Genomic DNA, 17,803 nt, shown 5'->3' on the forward strand with positions numbered 1-17,803 from the left:
CCTCAGTTAGCGGGAAAGAGATCAGCGGGAAAGAGTGAGGTAGGTGTCCAGCAGCTTGCGTTCCTCCTGCTGCCAGTTGTAACGCTCGGCGACGGCCCGCTGGCCGTTGCGTCCCATTTCCCGGGCGCGCTCGGGATGGGTCACGATGAAGTCGATGGCCTCGGCGATCGCCTCAGGGTCGAGAGGATCGACGCAGATGCCGCAGTCGCTGCCCTCGACGATCTCCCGCCACAGGGGGAAGTCGGAAGCGATCACCGGCAGACCGGCGCTCATGTACTCGAACATCTTCACCGGCAAGGCATCGAGGTAGTTGATGATCGGATGCAGGGTCACCAGCCCGGCGATGGAGCCGGCCATGACCCGGCGCACGCCGGCACGGTCGAGATAGCCGTGGGCCTCCACCCGCGCCCAGCCGGCATAGGTCATCACCTCCTGCTCGAGAGAGAGCTGCTTGAAATCGCCGGCGAGCTGCAGGCGGCACTCCTGCTCGACCCTCTCCATGGCACGCACGAGTTCGCGTATGCCACGCACCTCGGCAATACCGCCGACGTAACAGACGGCCGGCGCCTCACCGACGGCGGAGGTCAGGCGTGCATCGGGCGCCCCGTCGAGTTCGCCCTGCATGGGAAAATTGTTGACGTCGACGACCTGGGGATGGAACTCCTCGAAGCGGTCACGAATGTAGGGCGTTGCCGCCACCACCGCATCGAAGTGCCGGCACACCCGACGCTGGTAGGTCTCGACACCGCGGGACAGCACGTGCCGTGTGAACTTGTTCAGGTAGTGCTTGGCCAGCATCTGACGCGGCAAGTCTTCGTGGGCGTCGTAGACCACACACTTGCCCTGTCGCTTGAGGCGTCGCCCGACCGGCATCAGCTCGGGATCGTGCAGATGATAGATATCGGCATCCAGCTGCCTGGCCTGCTCGAGGACGCGCTGCGTGGTCTTGACCACGCGATTGAGGCGTCCGGGCAGCTTGCCTACGTCGACGATGGAGACGCCGTCCCGCTCCTCGTCTCCCTCGCCGTCGGCCACCACCAGCGTCACCGAATAGCCGGCTGCGGCCAGCGAGCGGCACTGCTTGTGAAAGATACGGGTATCAAAGCGCGGATGGGCGGAGGTCAGATGTACCACTTTCATTGTCGTTGCATCCTTGTGAATCCCTGGCAGCGTCATGCTGCCCCGGTGCGCCACGGCGAGTGCCGGCTGGCCCGGCCTGCTGCGTGGCATCACTGCTCTGCCGCTGACGCGAAGTGACCAGGGCATTGGCGAAGGCGCCCCAGCCCAGCGCGGGCAATGGCCAGAAAACCGGCTTGGCCAGTACGATCAGCAGCAGGCAGACGAAGTTGATGGAGAAGGCGAACACCCACCGGGCATCCCGCGCGCCGACGAAAAGCAGGCGATAGGTCGCACCGACGAAGGCACTCACGGTAAGGCCTAGGTAGAGCACGAAGCCCAGCAGGCCGTAGTTGACCCAGGCCGAGATCATGCTGTGGGCATAGCCGCCGGTGATTTCGGGCGATCTGATGTGGCCGCCGAAGCGGCCCAGCAAAGGGTTGGCCAGTATCTGCTCGCTGGCGCGCTGCCCCAGGTTCTGGCGCGCCAGCCAGGAACTGGTACCCGACAGGTCGAGCACCTGCAGCTGGCGACTCCCCGCCAGCGCCTCGAACTGGCTGACCACCAGGGCGATCAGGGCGGCGATGACGGCCAGCAGGGTCAGCATGTACTTGACGCTCATGCCCGCCCACAGCAGCAGCAGCACCAGCGTCAGCGCAAGGAAGGAATACAGCTCCGAGCGCGCTCCCAGCACGAACATGACGAAGGCCCCGAGCACGATCAGTCCGGCCCGGACCACGGCTCGCTCGCTGATCGCGATCAGGAACACCAGCAGCACCAGGGCGCTGCGCGCATAGCCCTGATAGGTGGAGACATTCTCGCCGCCCTCCTCGACCATACGCCGGGCAAAGAACATCCACTGGCCGGTGGTCGCCACATGGAACAGCAGGTAGCCGGCGATCAGTGCGAAGGCGAGCCAGAAGGCGCGTGCCAGCCGCGGGGAATCCAGCGGCACGCGGTACCCCATGATGAACAGCACCAGCCACAGCACCAGGGTCTCGATGGTCTGGATCAGCGCAGCACGCATGATGCCGCCCCCCACCAGGCCAAAGTTGACCAGTGCCCACAGCAGCACATAGGCGAAGAAGGCGAAGGTCAGCAGCGCATAACCCCGGGTCGCACTCAGCAGCACGTGGAGCTGGGAAGAGAGCAGCGCGCAGTAGACGACGAACAGCATCACCGACACCACGCCGAACAGACCGCCCAGCAGTGCCGGGATCATCCCCATCGCCACCAGGGTGTGATAGAGGATGAACCCAGGGAAGAGCACGAAGAAACCCAGTGCCGACACACGCTTGGTCAGGGCATCACCGGAAAGGATCATGAGCGTTACCCCGGATACTCAAGCATCCAGCACGCGCTGGTAGAGTGCCCGCTGGGCCGACGTGGTCAGCTCCGAGTTGTGCCACAGCAGAGTGAAGGTTCCCCCCACCGCGCGGCAGCGGGCCTTGAGCCGGCTGAAGCACTCGAAGGCCTCCTCACCCACGCCGAGCCCAAGGTAGAGCGGTGAGATCACCGAGGCCTCCATGGCAATGAGCGGGCGGATACGCAGCGGCAGCGGCTCGCCCTTGACCGGATCGAAAGCGGGATACTCGAAGCAGGTGCCGCAGCGGAACCCGGGCGCTTCGGCATAACCCAGCGTGGTGTCGTAATCGAGTTCCGCCTGAACGTAACCCTGCAGTGTCAGCGGCATCTGCCAGCGCAGATAGTGCATGCGACCGCCCCACTGCTCCTGCTCGATCCCCTCTTCGGCACATACCCGGCGCAGGCGCTCGGCTTCGTTGGCCAGCTCCTTGGGGTTGCGGAAGGTGTGATAGCTGGGATGCAGGCCGATCTCGTGACCGCGCTCGTGTATCTGCCGCATCAAGTGGCGCATGGCCGGATGCTCCGGCTCGTAGTCGGCGTCCTTGCGCGGGTCGGTGCGTCCGCAAATGAAGTAGAAGGCACTGGTCAGGTCGTGTCGCTCGGAAACGTCCATCAGCCAGGCGAAGGTATTGAGCGGGTCCAGCGGGTGCAGCCGACGCCGGGTGCGCAGGCGCACCCATGGCGCCACCAGCAGCGCCTGCGGTCGACGGTTGCGCAGCACGTCGCCGGCGATCACTCGCGCCAGACGCACGTCATGGGCAAAGCCATAGCGGCTGGGGCGGTCGACATCGTGGGTCGGGCGCTGAGTGAAGCAGTGCTGGCGCAACACCGCCCGGGGCCATTGGCAGCGAATTACCTGACCCAGCACGGCCAGCCATTCATCCACCACGGGCCGCTCGATGTAGCCGTGGCGGCCAGCATGGGAGGCGCTGGCAGGGAAACGGCAATGTCGGTCGAGTACCTGGGCATCGACCTCCTCCTGGCGCGACAGCATCCAGAAGGTCAGACCGAGAATGTCGTAGTGAATCGCCAGGCCGCCCGTCATGGGCTCCACGAGGGGGCGCGGCAGGCTGGCCGCTCCCGGTGCCGGCAGTGGCATGTCCAGCGGGGCGCTGAAACCTTCGCTTGCCGCATCCCACTGGGTATGGGGCAGCTCCACGCCGCTCAGATAAAACCCGGGCTGCAAGCGGTCGAACAGAATGTGGCCTGGCTCGCCGACGTGGCGCAGGTGAAGCCGCTCGGGGCCGTCGCGTTCCAGGCGCAGCGGCAGGCCGAAACGCTCGTGCAGAACCTGCTCCAGCCAGGCCAGTACCGGTTCGCCGGCAGTAGCGGCGGCAGACGAATCTTCCGGCAGACGCGCGGCTTCCAGCGCGGCCCCCTGCCGTGCCCGGGAACTCCGGTCGTAGAGTGCGGTCATCTCGTTCACTTGGATTCCCTCTTCATCATTGTGCGGGCCGTGACGTATGCCTCACGGGCCAACTGACGGATCCCTCGTCGACTGATCGAGTAGTGGCACACCAGTCGTCCACCCCAGGCCTCCTTCATCTCCGCCACCGGTGCAATGTTGGCGCCGATGAAATCGAAGACACTGCACCCCTGGCGATCGAAGAAATCCAGCGCTTCCTCGGCCACCAGGTTGTTCACGCCATCCTTCATGGCCTCGGTCTTCATGCCGGCCGACCAGGCCAGGGCATGGCCGCCCGGTTGGAACAGGCAGACCCGGGTACCCATCGCCTCGCCCTCGGCATTGCGCGCCAGGAAGCAGACGAAGTGCTCGGGCCCCATCAGCTCGGCCAGACTCGTCAGCTCCGCAACGTCGAGGCGATAGTCGAAGCCCTTGCGCGCTTCCGGACCGGCCAGGCATGCGGCCACCGCGGCGTAGTCCTCGGTCACCTCGCAGCGATAGCCGAGCCGGCGGCACTTGCGCGCCTTCTTGCGAGCGCTGGGATCGATGGCCTCCTCCCGGGTGGCGATGTCGAGGTGGTAGGTGTACCGGGGCCGCGCCGCCATGTTGGCCCACTCGAACGGGCGCACGTCGTCCGCCACCGAGGAGAGCGACAGGCTGCCGCCGAATTCGCACTGCTCCAGGTGTTCCGCCAGCCGCGTCAGCGCCAGCCGCTTGCGCCGGTTGCGCGAGGCAGGCCGTTCACTGGCGCAGTGGAAGTCGATCGGCAGATGCGGATTGCGTGGCGGCGTCACCAGGCGCCCCTGCCGGTTGCGATAGAGCACCGTCTCGAGGCGCCAGGCGTCACCCTTCTCGGGCGTGAGTACCAAGGGCTCGGCGCTCAGCTTCCAGCGCTGTTCGTTGAAGCGGATCCATCCAGGATGAAACAAAGGATCGTTGCTCATGTACGGCTTTCCTTTTCGTACGCAGCCTAAGGCCCGGTCTTGAGCGATGCGGCAGGTGCCGCGGCTTCGCGATAGTCCTCGTCGAAGTCGCAGACCAGGTAGAAGCGCTGCCCGCCAGTTGCCGCATCGTGATAACGCTCGACGATGCGAAAACCGAGACGCATGCTTGGCTTGAGTGACGCGATGTTGTCGGCAGTAATACGTGCGGAGTAACCGCGCACGCCGTGGTCGCGAAAATGCAGGATGGCGCTGCGCCGCAGCTCGGTGGCGAGCCCACGGCCACGGTGAGCCGGATGCACCCCGCTGAAGCTCGAGTGCACCCTGCCCTCGGCCAGATCACGAGGCGTGAAGCCATAGAAGGCCGCCCCTACCACGCGCCCCTCGATGTCCAGGGCCACCACACCGAGGCGGTCGCCCGCCAGGCGATAGAGCCAGCGTCGGGGCAGATCGAGGGGTTTGCCGTCATGCAGTTCGGCATACAGCGACAACGCCTCAGCCAGATACACCCGCTTCATGCCGCAGAGCCGGTAGGCCCCGTGGCAGCGCAGAGGAACGGCCCGGTAACGGCGAACCTGGATGAGATTGCGACCGAGCAGGCCAGCCGAGGCCAGGCCGACGCGCAGGTATCGGGTCAACGCATGGAACGCCATGGCTCAGCCGAACCTCTCGAGGAACATCTGAGCCGCCACCCCGTTGTGGGAGTAACCCTCGGAGCGCAGACGCTCGAAGGTCTCAGGCGGAAAGCGCCCGGTGGATGCCAGCGTATTGCCCTGGGCCAGGCCGGGAACCATACGCTTGAGCAGACGCTTCATGTGCCTGCCGGGGCCGCGACGGAAAGCATCCAGCCGGCTCAGCCGGGCCCGCATGCTCTGCCGCGACTGCTGAGACGCGTTGCCCAGTGGCGCCCTGTGCCCACTGACCTCAGTGAAGAGATTCTCGACGAAGGTGACATACCCGGAGCGACGCTCCAGCCAGTGCCGGGGCACCGCTTGCCAGAAGGCCATGAAGTCCCGCTCGTAGAGCGGCATCCACCAGTCATGGCCGTAGAACTCGAAGCAGCGCACCGAATTGATGATGAATTTGGCCTGTCGCTCCTGCCAGCCGAAGAGGATGAACTGACGAATGAACTCGTCGGGGTCCAGCGCCTCGTCCAGGGTGTAGTCCTGTGCCAGGCGGGGCAGTACGCGCTCCTCGAAGAGCGCCTTGCCCTCCTCGCTCGCGTTGAGCAGGAAGTGCCGCTGGCGAATCGCCTCACTCAGCTCGCCGGCCTCCATCAGCCGTCCCGCGCGCTTGGCCTCGAACACGCTCGACAGCAGGAAGCCCGTCACACAGCAGTGGCCGGGCACGAACAGCGATCCCGGCTCGACCTTGCCCTGTTCGGTCAGCAGCTTAACGGCCAACCAGTCCTGCATGTTGGCAATGGCGTTCCAGCCTGAGGCCCACTGCTGATACCGCCAGTACTCCTCGCTGTCGGCTACGCCGCTCCAGGCCGACTGGCTGTACTCGACGAAGGTCCAGGGCAGGCCCAGGCTACGTGCCACCTCACGGCTCACCTTGGCTTCGCGATTGTCGCGATGACCGTAGGCATAGGTGAGCACCTTGGGGTACTCGCAGCGCGCCAGCAGCGTGGCAATGAGGCGTGAGTCGTAACCGCCGCTCAGGGGCACGACGATGGTGCGCCCGCCCGCCATCCTGACCATTTGCTCGCAGGCCTCGTCGACCACCTCCTCGAGCCGGATCAAGCGCCGGTTGTCGTCACGGTCCGACATGCCGTAGTACTGAAAGCGGAAGTAGCGCTCCAACGAGAGGGTCAGGCCGAGGTCGGAATCGTTGACGATCAGCGCTTCGCCGGCGCGCAGCTGCTTGACGCGGCGAAACAGGGTATCGCCACCGGTCACGTAGCCGGCCAGCTCGAAATCGGCCCTGGCATCCGCATCGATCCGCTCTTCCCCGACCTGCTGGCGGACCCAGTCGGCATCGTCGCTGAGAAAGACGTTGCCGGCATCCACCCCATAGAACAGCGGGATCGAGCGTACGCGGTCCACGGCCGCCACCAGGTGATTGCCGACCTGGCGCACCATGGCGTAGAACCCGCTGAGATCGCTCATGCGCTTGCGCCAGCTGGCTACTCCCTCCACCTGATCGAGCTGCTTGACCGCTCCGCCGGGAGACAGACAATGGCCGTTCAGCCAGGCAGCGCCCCGTACGAAACCGCGGCCTCCCGAGATCTCGCACTCCTGCCAGCGGGGGGAAGTGAAGTGACACTGTATCGAACTCATTGGTACGCCTTACGGAACAGAAGGAGATAACGAATTCCCACCAGAGCGGCGCTGAGCAGCAGCGCGGCACCCCAGGGCAGCCAGACCGGCCCCAGCGTCTCGACGACGACCAGCGGCGCCAGCAGGGCCAGACTCATCAGCAGCGCGGTCAGCGTGGACAGTGCCAGGCTGACCGGTCGATTGCCGGTGAGCCGGGCAATCCAGGCGAGAAAGCCGATCCAGCACAGGGCACTGCCCAATGAGAACAGCGCCACCGTCAGCAGCAGGTCGTTGGCCGCCGCACCAGTGGCGATGGCCGCCACCCGCACGACGAGCAGAACGGTCTGGAAGATCAGCCCTTGCCCCTGACGCTCGAGCACCGTGAACAGATGGCTCAGCGGTGAGGTGATGAACACCATGTAGAGCCAGGGCGCCATCCAGCGGGCGAACTCGCCCGCCTCGCGCCAGCGCTCGCCGAACACCAGTGCGAACAGCTCCGGCCCGCTCAGCACGAGAACGATGGCCGCCGGCATGGCAAGCTGGGCCAGCACGCCATGCACCCTGGCGACCAGCGCCCCCAGCTCGCCGCGGCGATGCGCCTCGGCGGCACTGGCAAAGAACACCTTGCCTATGGCTTCGCCGATCAACGTCATGGGCATGGCCAACACACGGTGTGCCAGGGCGTAGAGCCCCGCCGCCACCGGGCTGAACAGGGCCGCGAACAGCAGCGGCGGCAACTGTTTGCCCAAGGTGTTGAACAGACCCGACCAGGTGGAGAACAGCGGAAACTTGCAGTAGCGCCGTGCCACCGCCCACACCTCTCTCGGTGTGACGCCGTGCTGGCGCACCGCGCGCAGCGCCGGCCGCGCCAACGTCAGCGTGCCTGCCCCCTGGCCCGCGGCATGACCGAGCAGCAGCCCGGCCCCACCCATCGGGCTGGCCAAGAGCTGAATGGTCAGCAGCGCCAGGGACTGCTTGATCCGGGTCGCGGCAATGGTCGAGAAGGCACGCGTGCGCACCGCCCAGTGGCTGACGGCCTGATAACCGCCGGCAAAGGCCACACCCAGCGGCAACAACCACAGCCACGGCGCCAACGCAGGTACGCCCAACAGCTCGGCCAATCCCCTGCCACCCAGCGCCACCAGCAGCAGCGACACCATGGTGGTCAAGCACACCACCAGCAGGCTGAGCGCCAGCACCGCCGACGCCTCGCGCTCGGTTTCGGGCAGCGGAATCGCCAGCTGGTAGCGACCGCTGGCAACCACGGTAAAGAGCGCCAGCAAACCTCCGTACACCGCCAGCAGGCCGAAATCCTCCGGCGCGTAGAGGCGGGTCAACAGCGGCGCGGCAAGCAGCGTCAACAGCTGCGCCCCTGCCGTGCCTCCCACCAGCACACTGACGCCACGGGCGAAGGCATGGGTCGGCAGTAGCTTCCTTGCCGGTACGACGAGCCGATTCAGCACGTGATCTCTCTCCCTGACCGACGGCTCACGCCACCGCCTCTGCCAACGCCGCGACGATGCGCTGCTGATCCTCGGCCGTGAGGTACGGATGCATCGGCAGGCTGATCACGCGGCGCGACGCCCGGTTGCCGATCGGCAGGTCGACGCCCGGGTCGGCCACCGCCGGCTGCTTGTTGAGCGGAATCGGATAGTGCACGGCGGTAGGTATGCCGGCCTCGGCCAGACGCGCGATCACCACTTCGCGATCGTCGACCTCCACCGTGTACTGGGCGTAGGCGCTGGTGTTGTAGGGCGCCACATGGGGCACCGTGAAACCATGGTGCTGCAGCAGGCGACCATAGCGCTCGGCCACTTGCTCCCTGAGCAGCAGCTCCTCGTCGAGGATGTCGAGCTTGGGCAGCAGGATGGCGGCCTGCAGCGTATCCAGCCGGCTGTTGATGCCGATCCTGACGTGGTAATAGCGTCGGCCTTGACCGTGTCGCGCGATCTGGCGCAGCACCTTGGCCAGCTCGTCATCATCGGTGAACAGCGCCCCACCGTCGCCGTAGCAGCCCAACGGCTTGCTGGGGAAGAACGAGGTGGTGGCAATGCTCGACAGGCTGCAGGAGCGCCGTCCGCGATAGGTGGCACCGAAGCTCTGGGCGCCATCCTCGATCACCGGGATACCGTGGCGGGCGGCGATCTCGTTGATGGCGTCCATGTCGGCACACTGGCCATACAGCGACACCGGAATGATCGCACGGGTGCGCGGCGTGATCGCCGCCTCGAGCTTCTCGGGATCGAGCAGGTAGGTGCGCGGGTCGACATCCACGTAGACCGGACGCGCGCCCAGCAGCGCGACCGTTTCGGCGGTGGCAATGTAGGTGAACCCGGGAGTGATCACCTCGTCGCCGGGCGCAATCCCCAGCGCCATCTGTGCGATCTGCAGCGCATCGGTGCCGTTGGCGCAGGTGATGCAGTGGCGCACACCGATGTAATCGGCCAGCCTCGCCTCGAGCTCGTCCACTTCCGGACCGAGAATGTACTTGCCGTGCTCGAGCACGTTGCGGATGCCGGCGTTGATGCGCTCACGAATACGCACCTGCTGGGCCTTGAGGTCGATGAATTCCATGCGTCCGTTGTCCTTCACGCGTCCGTTGTCCTTAACGGTAGATGGGGCATCCTGCTGCGCCGGGAGACAGGTGAGCGTGCCGCCTTGCAGCCGGTAGCGATCGCCGGTGTGCGGACACACCGCTTCACCCTCACCTTCCAACGGCAGCTCCAGGCGTTCGCCATGGCGGCTCATCCAGCCCTGCTGACGGGCCGGCACGCCCAGCATCAGGGCGAAGTCGGGCACGTCGCGGTTGACTACCGCCCCCGCCCCGACAAAGGCGTAGCGGCCGATGGTCACGCCACAGACGATGGTGCAGTTGGCGCCCAGGGTCGCCCCTTCACGCACCAGGGTGTCGCGATACTCGCTCTTGCGCTCGACCTGCGAGCGCGGGTTGTAGACGTTGGTGAAGACCATGCTGGGGCCACAGAAGACGCCCGCCTCGAGAGTGACGTTGTCGTACACCGACACGTTGTTCTGCACCCGGCAACCGTCGCCGATGACCACCCGATTGCCGACGAAGACGTTCTGCCCCAGCGATACGCCGCGGCCGATGCGAGCCCCACTGCATACGTGGACGAAGTGCCAGACATAGGACGACTCACCGATCTGCGCTCCCTCATCGACGATTGCACTGGAGTGAATCTGCACGCCGGGGTAACGGTTCTCTTGTGCTTGAGTCTGCATGGCACACCTCACATCAGATGGCGCTTGAGGCAGGGGTGCGCTTCACCGCGCACCGGCATTTCCGGCACCGCGTTGCGAATGGTATCGACGGTTTCGATGCAGTGACGGGCGCTGTCGAGGCCAAAGCCGCGACCGGCCAGGATCTCCTGATAGGACACGGTGTGGAGGTCGGTGAAGCCACCCGAGAACTCGATCTCACGCCCTTCGCAGAGGATCGAACGGTAGGTGCGCTGTTCGCCCTGCACGCTGCTCGGCAGGTCGTTGCTGTCGATCGAGAGGAACCAGCGCACCCGCGCCTTGCGGTACTCCAGATAACCCGCGGCACGCTGCTCGTCCAGGTAGTGCACCACGTTGCGCTCGAGATCGCCGAACACGTAATGCAGCATGTCGAAGAAGTGCACGCCGATATTGGTCGCTACGCCGAAGGACTTGCGCGGATCGCCCTTCCAGCTTTCGTGGTACCACTTGCCACGCGAGGTGATGTAGGTAAGCTCGACGTCGTACTTGTCGTCACGGGGCGTGGTGGTCACTCGCTCCTTGAGTTCGAGAATGGCCGGATGGTGGCGCAGCTGCAGGATGTTGAACACGCGGCGCCCGGTCTCCTTCTCCACCTTCTCCAGCTCGTCGAGCAGCGCCGGAGTGGGCACCAGCGGCTTCTCGCAGATCACGTTGCAGCCCAGTCGCAGGCCGGCGGCGATGTGGGCGTGGTGCAGATGGTTGGGCGAGCACACAGAGACGTAGTCGAGCGCCGTGTAAGGGTCACGCTTGCGCTGCCAGGCGCTCTCGATGAAGCGTTCGAACTCGGTGAAGAACTCGCTCTCCGGCGATATCGAATCGATGATGCCGACGGAGTCATTGACGTCGTAGGCCATGGCCAGGTGGTTGCCGGTTTCCTTGATGGCCTTCATGTGGCGCGGGGCGATATAGCCGGCAGCACCGATCAGAGCGAAGTATTTCATGGCGTTTACCTGTGGGTTGGACATGGATCAGGCCTTGATCACCCGCTCATCGCTCTCGCCGCGGTAGATCCCGCGGGTGTCGACGATCAGACGGGCATGGGCACGGATCATGTCGTAGTCGAAGCGATCATGGTCGGTGGCAAGGATCACGGCGTCGTACTCGGCCAGCGCAGCCGGCGACAGCGGTACGCTCTCGAGATCGAAGTGATGCTCACGCATGGGCGGGAAGGACGGCACGTGGGGGTCGCTGTAGGCCACTTCAGCACCTCGGTCGCGGATGCGCTCCATGATGAATACCGACGGCGACTCGCGCATGTCGTCGACGTTTTTCTTGTAGGCAATGCCGAGTACCAGTACGCGACTGCCCTTCAGCGCCTTGCCGCGCTGATTGAGCCCTTCGATCAGCTTGTTCACCACGTAGTCGGGCATGGCCTGGTTGATCTCGCCAGACAGCTCGATGAAACGGGTGTGCAGGCCGTATTCCCGGGCCTTCCAGGTCAAATAGAAGGGATCGATGGGAATGCAGTGCCCACCCAGCCCCGGTCCGGGGTAATACGGGGTGAAGCCGAACGGCTTGGTGGCGGCGGCATCCACCACTTCGAAGATGTCGATGCCCATACGGTCGGCGACGATCTTCATCTCGTTGACCAGGCCGATGTTCACCGCACGATGAATGTTCTCGAGCAGCTTGGTCATCTCGGCGGCCCGGGTTGAGCTCAGCGGCACCACCTGATCGATGGCGGGGCGATAGAGCGCCACCCCCACCTCACGACAGGCCGGTGTGTGCCCGCCCACTACCTTGGGGATGGTGCGGGTCTCGAAGTCGGGGTTGCCCGGGTCCTCGCGCTCCGGCGAATAGACCAGGAACAGCGATACACCGACCTCGAGCTCACCCTCTTCTACGCGGGGCAGCAGCTCCTCTTCGGTGGTGCCGGGATAGGTGGTGCTCTCCAGCGAGATCACCTGGCCTTCACGCAAGTGCGCCTTGAGCGCATCGACGGTGTTGATCACGAAGCTGATGTCGGGCTCGCGATACTTGTTGAGCGGCGTAGGAACGCACAGGATCACGGCGTCGGCCTCAGCCACGCGGGAGAAGTCCGCGGTGGCTTCGAAGCCGGTATCCCTGGCCTGGGCGATCCGCTCGCTGGAGATGTGCTCGATGTAGCTGCGCCCGGCGTTGAGCTTCTCGACCTTGCCTGCATCGATGTCGATGCCCAGCACTCGGTAGCCGATCTCGTTGTAGCGCAACATCAGGGGGAGCCCCACATAGCCGAGCCCGACGATCCCGATCACGGCATCCTTGCTCTCGAGCCGGCCAATCAGACGATCTTTGATAATGGTCATGACGCTTCCATGATTTTCGAGTGGTAGTGATCGGCGCTCGTGCCGGCCGCGCGAACGTCGCGACACCTCGGCCTTACGCCAGGAACGGCCCGCCGCCGCGGGCCCGGACAGAGACCCGCACGCAGCCGGCGCTCAGGTCTGGGTGGTCTTGTAGGCGTAGTGGTAGTAGCCATAGCCGTAGCTGGTGGCGGCCTTGCGCTCGATGGCGTTGAGAATCCCGCCCTTGACCGTTACGCCGCTGCTCTCGAGGCGCCGGATGGCAACATCGACCTCGCGCGGCGGGTTGAGGCCGAAGCGCGCCACCATCAGGCTGGTGCCACAGCGGTGGCCGATGATGGCGGCATCGGTCACGGCGAGAACGGGCGGGGTGTCCACGATCACCAGATCGAAGCGCTCGCTCAACGCATCGAGCAGCTGGCCGAAGCGCTCGCTCATCAACAGCTCGGCGGGGTTGGGAGGCGCCTTGCCGCGAGCCACATAGCTCAGCCCGTTGATCGGCGACTGGCGTATCACCTCGTCGAGCTCGGCCTTGGCGGCCAGCACCTCGGAGAGCCCGCCCTTGCTGTCGGCATTGAAAGCGGTGTGCACATGGCCCTTGCGCAAGTCGGCATCGAGCACCAGCACACGCTGACCGCCCTGGGCAATCACCGCCCCCAGATTGACGCTGATGAAGCTCTTGCCGATGTTGGGGCTCGGCCCGGTGATCATCAGCCGGTTGTCGGCGGCCTCGAGCATGGCGAAATGCAGCGAGGTACGCAGGCCACGCAGGGCCTCGACGGCGGTGTCGTCGGGCGCATTCTGTGCCAGCACCCCACAGGCCACGCTGCGCCCACGACGCCGATGATTGCGCTTGACCCTGCGCACCAGCTTCTGCTGGTCGTCGGACAGCGGCACGGTGGCGTACACCGGCAGCCCCAGATCCTCCAACTGGTCGGCGCTCTCCACGCCACGATTGAGGATGCTGCGAACGATGACGAAGGCCACCGCCAGGAAACCGCCCACCAAGGTGATCATCACCACCGTCACCGGCTTACGCGGCTCCACCGGCCCCGGCTGCGCCACGGCATCGTCGAGAATGCGCACGTTGCCCACCGTGCTGGCCTTGGTGATGCTCATCTCCTGGATCTTGTTGAGCAGCTGCACGTAGACCTGCTGGGTGACTTCCACGTCCCGCGACATGCGCAGGATCTGCTGCTGGGTTTCCGGCAGCGCATGAATGCGCTCGTTGAGCCGCTCGCGGTCACGCTCCAGGTTGTTGCGCTTTTCCATCATCGCCGCATACAGCGGGTGCGAGGAGTTGTAGCGCCGACTCAGCTCGGCCTGCTCCATTTCCAGCTCACTGAGTCGCGAATCGAGGTCCACCACCCGGTCCAACACCGAGCGCGTCTCGATGTTGAGATCGACGCTCTCGTGCTCCATGCGGAAGGCGTTGAGGGCATCCTCGGCCCGCGCCAGGTCGGTACGCACCTCCGGCACCTGCTCTTCGAGAAAGATCAGGCTCTGCTCGGCCTCGGCGCTCTGCCGCTCGACGTTCTGGGTCAGATAGATCTGACCGATCACACTCAGGGTGCGCTGAGCACGGCGGGGGTCTTCGTCCAGCAGCGTCATGTTGAACACGCCGCTGTCACGACCGCGCTGGTTGACGCTGAAACGACCGCGCAGCTGGTTGATGGCGGCTAGACGGGTACGTCGCACCACAGTGAACTCTGCCCCTTCGGCGGCCTCCAGCTCCGCAACACGCAGCTCGACGGCACCGTCGGCGAAGTGCTCCGTCGCACCGACACGGCCTTCGCCAAGCAGCGAGTCGCCGTGGTACAGGCGATAGCTGCCGCCTTCGCCTGCCACCAGGCGCATCGCCCGCCCCAGCCACTCATCATCGACCCGCAGCTCACCGACGTTGAGATATTCGCCGGCCCACACACTGCGCCGGGAGAATCCGGGCCGCTCCATGCCGCGCCGCACCAGAAAGTCGCCGACGAACGGAAAGCGCGCGGGTGTCACGGAAATGTCGAGTCGCTCCTGATCGACAGCCTGACCCAGCACCATGCGCGAGCGCAGGATCTCGAGCTCGGCGTCGGCCTTGGGCTCGTCGCCGAGAAAAGAACGCACCTCGGCCAGCGGGTTGCTGAGCCCGGTCTTGCCCTCCACCTGCACGAGGGCATCGGCACGATAGATCGGGGTGGCCAGCTGTACGTGGATCACGGCGGCCACGGCGAACAGCGCCGTCACCAGCATGATCAGCCACTTGTTGTCGAGCAGGACGCCAAGCAGCCTACCCAGATCGATATCGTCATAGCCCGGGCGCGAGCCCGTCTTGCTCTCTTTCACCATCATGGAATCCCTGGTGTGAAGGTGGTCGTTCGCGTCAGCCTCACGGGACTGTCTAAACGGACTGTCTAGACGGACTAGCCAGGCGGGCCTGCCACAAACGAGCCGCCTCGGTAAGCTGACGATGTACGCGCTCGAAGACCTCTTCGTTCCTGCGGTAAGGATCGGGGATGTCATCCCCGTCACCCGCCATGCCGGGCAGCCAGCGCCCGAAGCGCATGGTCTTGCCGGTGGCAAAGGGAAAGCGCTCGGCGATGGCGAGTCGCTGTCCCTCGCTCATCACCAGAATCAGGTCGGCCTGCCTGACCATCTCGGCATCGATCTGACGTGCGCGGTGCGCGGAGAGATCGATCCCATCGGCCTCGGCCAGCCGCACAGCGGTAGCATCGGCCGGGTGACCGACCAGCGCCCCCAATCCGGCGGAAGCGACACGATACCCCGGCAATGCCTGGGCGAGCAGCGCCTCCCCCACCGGACTGCGACAGATGTTGCCGGTACACACCACGAGAAGGTCCTGAAACATCACTGCTCCTGTTTTCTGCTGCCCTATTCGCCGATCCGTTCCAGCTCACGTCCGGTACGGGTGGTCTGGTAGATGCTGCTGACGGTGGGCAGGATCTGACGCACCACGCGGTTCCAACGTCCCAGCGGCGTCGTCGTCACGTAAATCACGTCGGTGGGCTCGAGAGCGAACTCCGCGCCCAGCATCAGCGCCGTGGCATTGCGGGCATCGAGCTGATACACCGTGGCCAGCTTGTCGCTCTCCTCCGGCGCCCGGCGGATGACGAAGATGCCCGAGGCGTTGGCATTGCCTTCGTTGATACCGCCGGCCTCTGACAGCGCCTCGGTCAAGGTCAACCGGTTCGCTCCCATCGACAGACTCCGCGGCTCGCGCACCTCGCCCATGACGTAGACCTTCTGGTCACTGTTGTCGGGAACGTGCAAGACATCGCCGGCCCGCAGCAGCAGGTTCCGGTCGAGCCGGCCGCGATTGAGCATCTCGTGCAGCGAAAGGCGGATCTCTTCGCCGTCCCGGGTCAGCAGCACGTCATGCCAATTGGCGTGGTCCGACAAACCGCCGGACTGACTGATGGCATCGAGCACGGTCAGCGGCACGTTGCGGATCGGCAGCGGGCCGGGGTCGGCTACCGCACCGGTCACATTGACCCGCTGCGAGTTGTACTGGGCCACCTGGACTTCGACCTGCGGCATGGCCACATAAGGCTCGAGGCCGCGGGCGATGACGTCGCGCACCTCCCGCACCGTGCGCCCCTCCACGGGGATCCGGCCGATGAAGGGATAGAAGATGGTGCCGTCGCTGTGCACGGTGTTGCCCGACTCGGCGGCGCTGCGCTCCCCGCCGGCGGGGATGGTCAGCTCCGGATGACCATAGACGATGACGGTGAGCACATCGCCCTTGCCGATGTAGTAGTCGTAACCATCGATGTCCTGCTGCAGCGACTCACTGACCCTGCCGAAATCTTCGACTTGCTGACGCTCCTGCCGCAGCGCGCGCACCAGGCCGAAGGTGATCGGCTCGATATCGACCAGATCGTCGATGGGCGCTGCGTCCGTGCGGTAGTCGATGTGGCCACCGGGGGCAAAGGCGCAGCCACCCATGAGCAGCACGCTACAGGACAAGAGCACGCGGCTCATTCGCGTTCGCAAGGAATAATGCTTCATTGAGTGTTCTCGCATGGCCCAGTTAACCCGCCCTGCCCATTTGACTTTTATTTGACTCAAAACTGTCTCTTTAATGGGTCTCTATATGTCTCTTATTTTATTCACGCCGCGTCTCCATTCAGTGACACAAAGCTGAACAAAATATTTACAATCCCCCATCCACAACCTCTCCATATGACGGCTTCCCACGACACGACATGTCTAATTTTTGCGACAGCCTAAATCTTGAGTTGTCGTCAATATCCTACAAAGCAGCGCCATACTTACTTACAACAAACTATACCGAGCCCTTATCACGAATCCTCAGGCACGCTACCGCCACGAAGTCGAATGGCAATCTCCGAAGCCATTACAATTTCCTGATTTTAAAGCAAAAAAATCCAGCGGCGCAGAACCGCAACACAATGGCAACTTGAGAAGTCAGGATGAGGGGGGTGGGGTCTTCTCATCCATGTAAGACACCACTCAAGTGAGGCTAGAATACCTCGTTTTTTTGACTTGTCATCACCCACACGCCATTTTATACATTTTTTTACATGCGTTACATAATCGGCAACGGATGATAAAGCTTGGTTTCTTCAACCACCCAAGGTATTGCGTTATTTGTTTCTCACTATATCCTTAACGTCCAGCGTAGCCAGGACTCACCGGCTAATTCCCATTAAGCCCGTTGAATTGCCTGCTCTCGCAGGCAGGCCGGACAGTCCATCCCGTTTTTATTGACGGGGTGCGCTCTCCGGCCATTCGCCCCGCCGGAAGAGTCCGGCGCAACAAAGGAGAAGAACCCTATGCACTCACTGAAGATGGCCAGGCATCATGCCGCCGCCCTGGCGGGCGTGGCCTTGCTCGCCCTTGCGCCTTTGGCGCTGGCGCAGCAGGCCACATTGCCGCAAGGCACCCAGGGGGTACCTGGCAACTCGGCCAACACGCCTGCACCGGCCGCCGTAGCCGGCGGCGGGCTCGCTACCGGCCTTGGAGCGGCCGGGGCAGCCCCGGGCAATTCCGGCCAGGCGCTTGCCGGCGCCGTGAATCGCGGTGCCGCCGGCATTGGCGTGGTGATTGCCGCCGGCACAGGTACCGGAACCGGAACGGCTACCGGGACCCGCTGATGGGCCGACACAGACGGTACCGAGACTCTCGTGTGCCGAACCAGGACCGCCG

The 17,803-nt window shown here is 64.6% G+C and carries 14 protein-coding genes and 1 pseudogene; 1 reads left to right on the forward strand and 14 read right to left on the reverse strand.

The window, feature by feature from the left end; all coding sequences use genetic code 11:
- Nucleotides 1–21: 21 nt before the first annotated feature.
- The 14 genes and pseudogenes from B8115_RS15130 to B8115_RS15190 form a co-directional block, all read right to left on the reverse strand.
- Nucleotides 22–1,140 (reverse strand): glycosyltransferase family 4 protein, encoded by a 1,119-nt coding sequence (locus B8115_RS15130; protein WP_010628662.1) that lies wholly within the window; start codon nucleotides 1,138–1,140, stop codon nucleotides 22–24.
- Nucleotides 1,100–2,440, reverse strand: coding sequence for a hypothetical protein (locus B8115_RS15135; RefSeq protein WP_010628663.1), 1,341 nt, complete (start codon nucleotides 2,438–2,440; stop codon nucleotides 1,100–1,102). Before B8115_RS15135 ends, B8115_RS15130 begins: the two co-directional genes overlap by 41 nt.
- 18 nt (nucleotides 2,441–2,458) lie before the next feature.
- Nucleotides 2,459–3,898, reverse strand: a complete 1,440-nt coding sequence (locus B8115_RS15140; RefSeq protein ID WP_370542922.1) for a polysaccharide deacetylase family protein — start codon at nucleotides 3,896–3,898, stop codon at nucleotides 2,459–2,461.
- Between the two features lie 5 nt (nucleotides 3,899–3,903).
- Nucleotides 3,904–4,830: a GNAT family N-acetyltransferase gene (locus tag B8115_RS15145; RefSeq protein WP_010628665.1), complete on the reverse strand. Its 927-nt coding sequence runs from the start codon at nucleotides 4,828–4,830 to the stop codon at nucleotides 3,904–3,906.
- A 26-nt stretch (nucleotides 4,831–4,856) separates the two neighbouring features.
- Nucleotides 4,857–5,480, reverse strand: coding sequence for a GNAT family N-acetyltransferase (locus B8115_RS15150; protein WP_010628666.1), 624 nt, complete (start codon nucleotides 5,478–5,480; stop codon nucleotides 4,857–4,859).
- 3 nt (nucleotides 5,481–5,483) lie between these two features.
- Entirely contained in the window at nucleotides 5,484–7,109 is a 1,626-nt protein-coding gene (locus B8115_RS15155; RefSeq protein WP_010628667.1) for an asparagine synthetase B family protein, read from the reverse strand.
- Complete coding sequence (locus B8115_RS15160) at nucleotides 7,106–8,551, reverse strand: lipopolysaccharide biosynthesis protein (RefSeq protein WP_010628668.1); 1,446 nt, start codon at nucleotides 8,549–8,551, stop codon at nucleotides 7,106–7,108. The genes B8115_RS15155 and B8115_RS15160 overlap by 4 nt, the downstream gene beginning before the upstream one ends.
- A 25-nt stretch (nucleotides 8,552–8,576) precedes the next feature.
- Nucleotides 8,577–9,662, reverse strand: a complete 1,086-nt coding sequence (locus B8115_RS23750) for a DegT/DnrJ/EryC1/StrS aminotransferase family protein (RefSeq protein ID WP_026038152.1) — start codon at nucleotides 9,660–9,662, stop codon at nucleotides 8,577–8,579.
- 69 nt (nucleotides 9,663–9,731) lie between these two features.
- A pseudogene (locus B8115_RS23755) lies at nucleotides 9,732–10,328 on the reverse strand (acyltransferase); the annotation flags it as partial.
- A gap of 8 nt (nucleotides 10,329–10,336) precedes the next feature.
- Nucleotides 10,337–11,287, reverse strand: a complete 951-nt coding sequence (locus tag B8115_RS15170; protein ID WP_010628670.1) for a Gfo/Idh/MocA family protein — start codon at nucleotides 11,285–11,287, stop codon at nucleotides 10,337–10,339.
- Nucleotides 11,288–11,314: 27 nt separating this feature from the next.
- Nucleotides 11,315–12,631, reverse strand: a complete 1,317-nt coding sequence (locus B8115_RS15175) for a nucleotide sugar dehydrogenase (protein ID WP_010628671.1) — start codon at nucleotides 12,629–12,631, stop codon at nucleotides 11,315–11,317.
- Nucleotides 12,632–12,763: 132 nt separating this feature from the next.
- Nucleotides 12,764–14,962, reverse strand: a complete 2,199-nt coding sequence (locus B8115_RS15180; RefSeq protein WP_010628672.1) for a polysaccharide biosynthesis tyrosine autokinase — start codon at nucleotides 14,960–14,962, stop codon at nucleotides 12,764–12,766.
- A gap of 52 nt (nucleotides 14,963–15,014) precedes the next feature.
- Nucleotides 15,015–15,482 carry a low molecular weight protein-tyrosine-phosphatase gene (locus B8115_RS15185; RefSeq protein ID WP_010628673.1) on the reverse strand — a complete coding sequence of 156 codons (468 nt, stop codon included), beginning with the start codon at nucleotides 15,480–15,482 and terminating at the stop codon, nucleotides 15,015–15,017.
- 23 nt (nucleotides 15,483–15,505) lie between these two features.
- Nucleotides 15,506–16,615, reverse strand: coding sequence for a polysaccharide export protein (locus tag B8115_RS15190; RefSeq protein WP_010628674.1), 1,110 nt, complete (start codon nucleotides 16,613–16,615; stop codon nucleotides 15,506–15,508).
- A gap of 815 nt (nucleotides 16,616–17,430) precedes the next feature.
- On the opposite strand from B8115_RS15190, the gene B8115_RS15195 reads away from it, so the two are divergent.
- On the forward strand, nucleotides 17,431–17,751 hold the full coding sequence (locus B8115_RS15195) for a hypothetical protein (protein ID WP_010628675.1): 321 nt from the start codon (nucleotides 17,431–17,433) through the stop codon (nucleotides 17,749–17,751).
- Nucleotides 17,752–17,803 lie beyond the last annotated feature (52 nt).

This window comes from Halomonas sp. KM-1, assembly GCF_000246875.1.
GTDB classification, from domain to species: domain Bacteria; phylum Pseudomonadota; class Gammaproteobacteria; order Pseudomonadales; family Halomonadaceae; genus Halomonas; species Halomonas aerodenitrificans.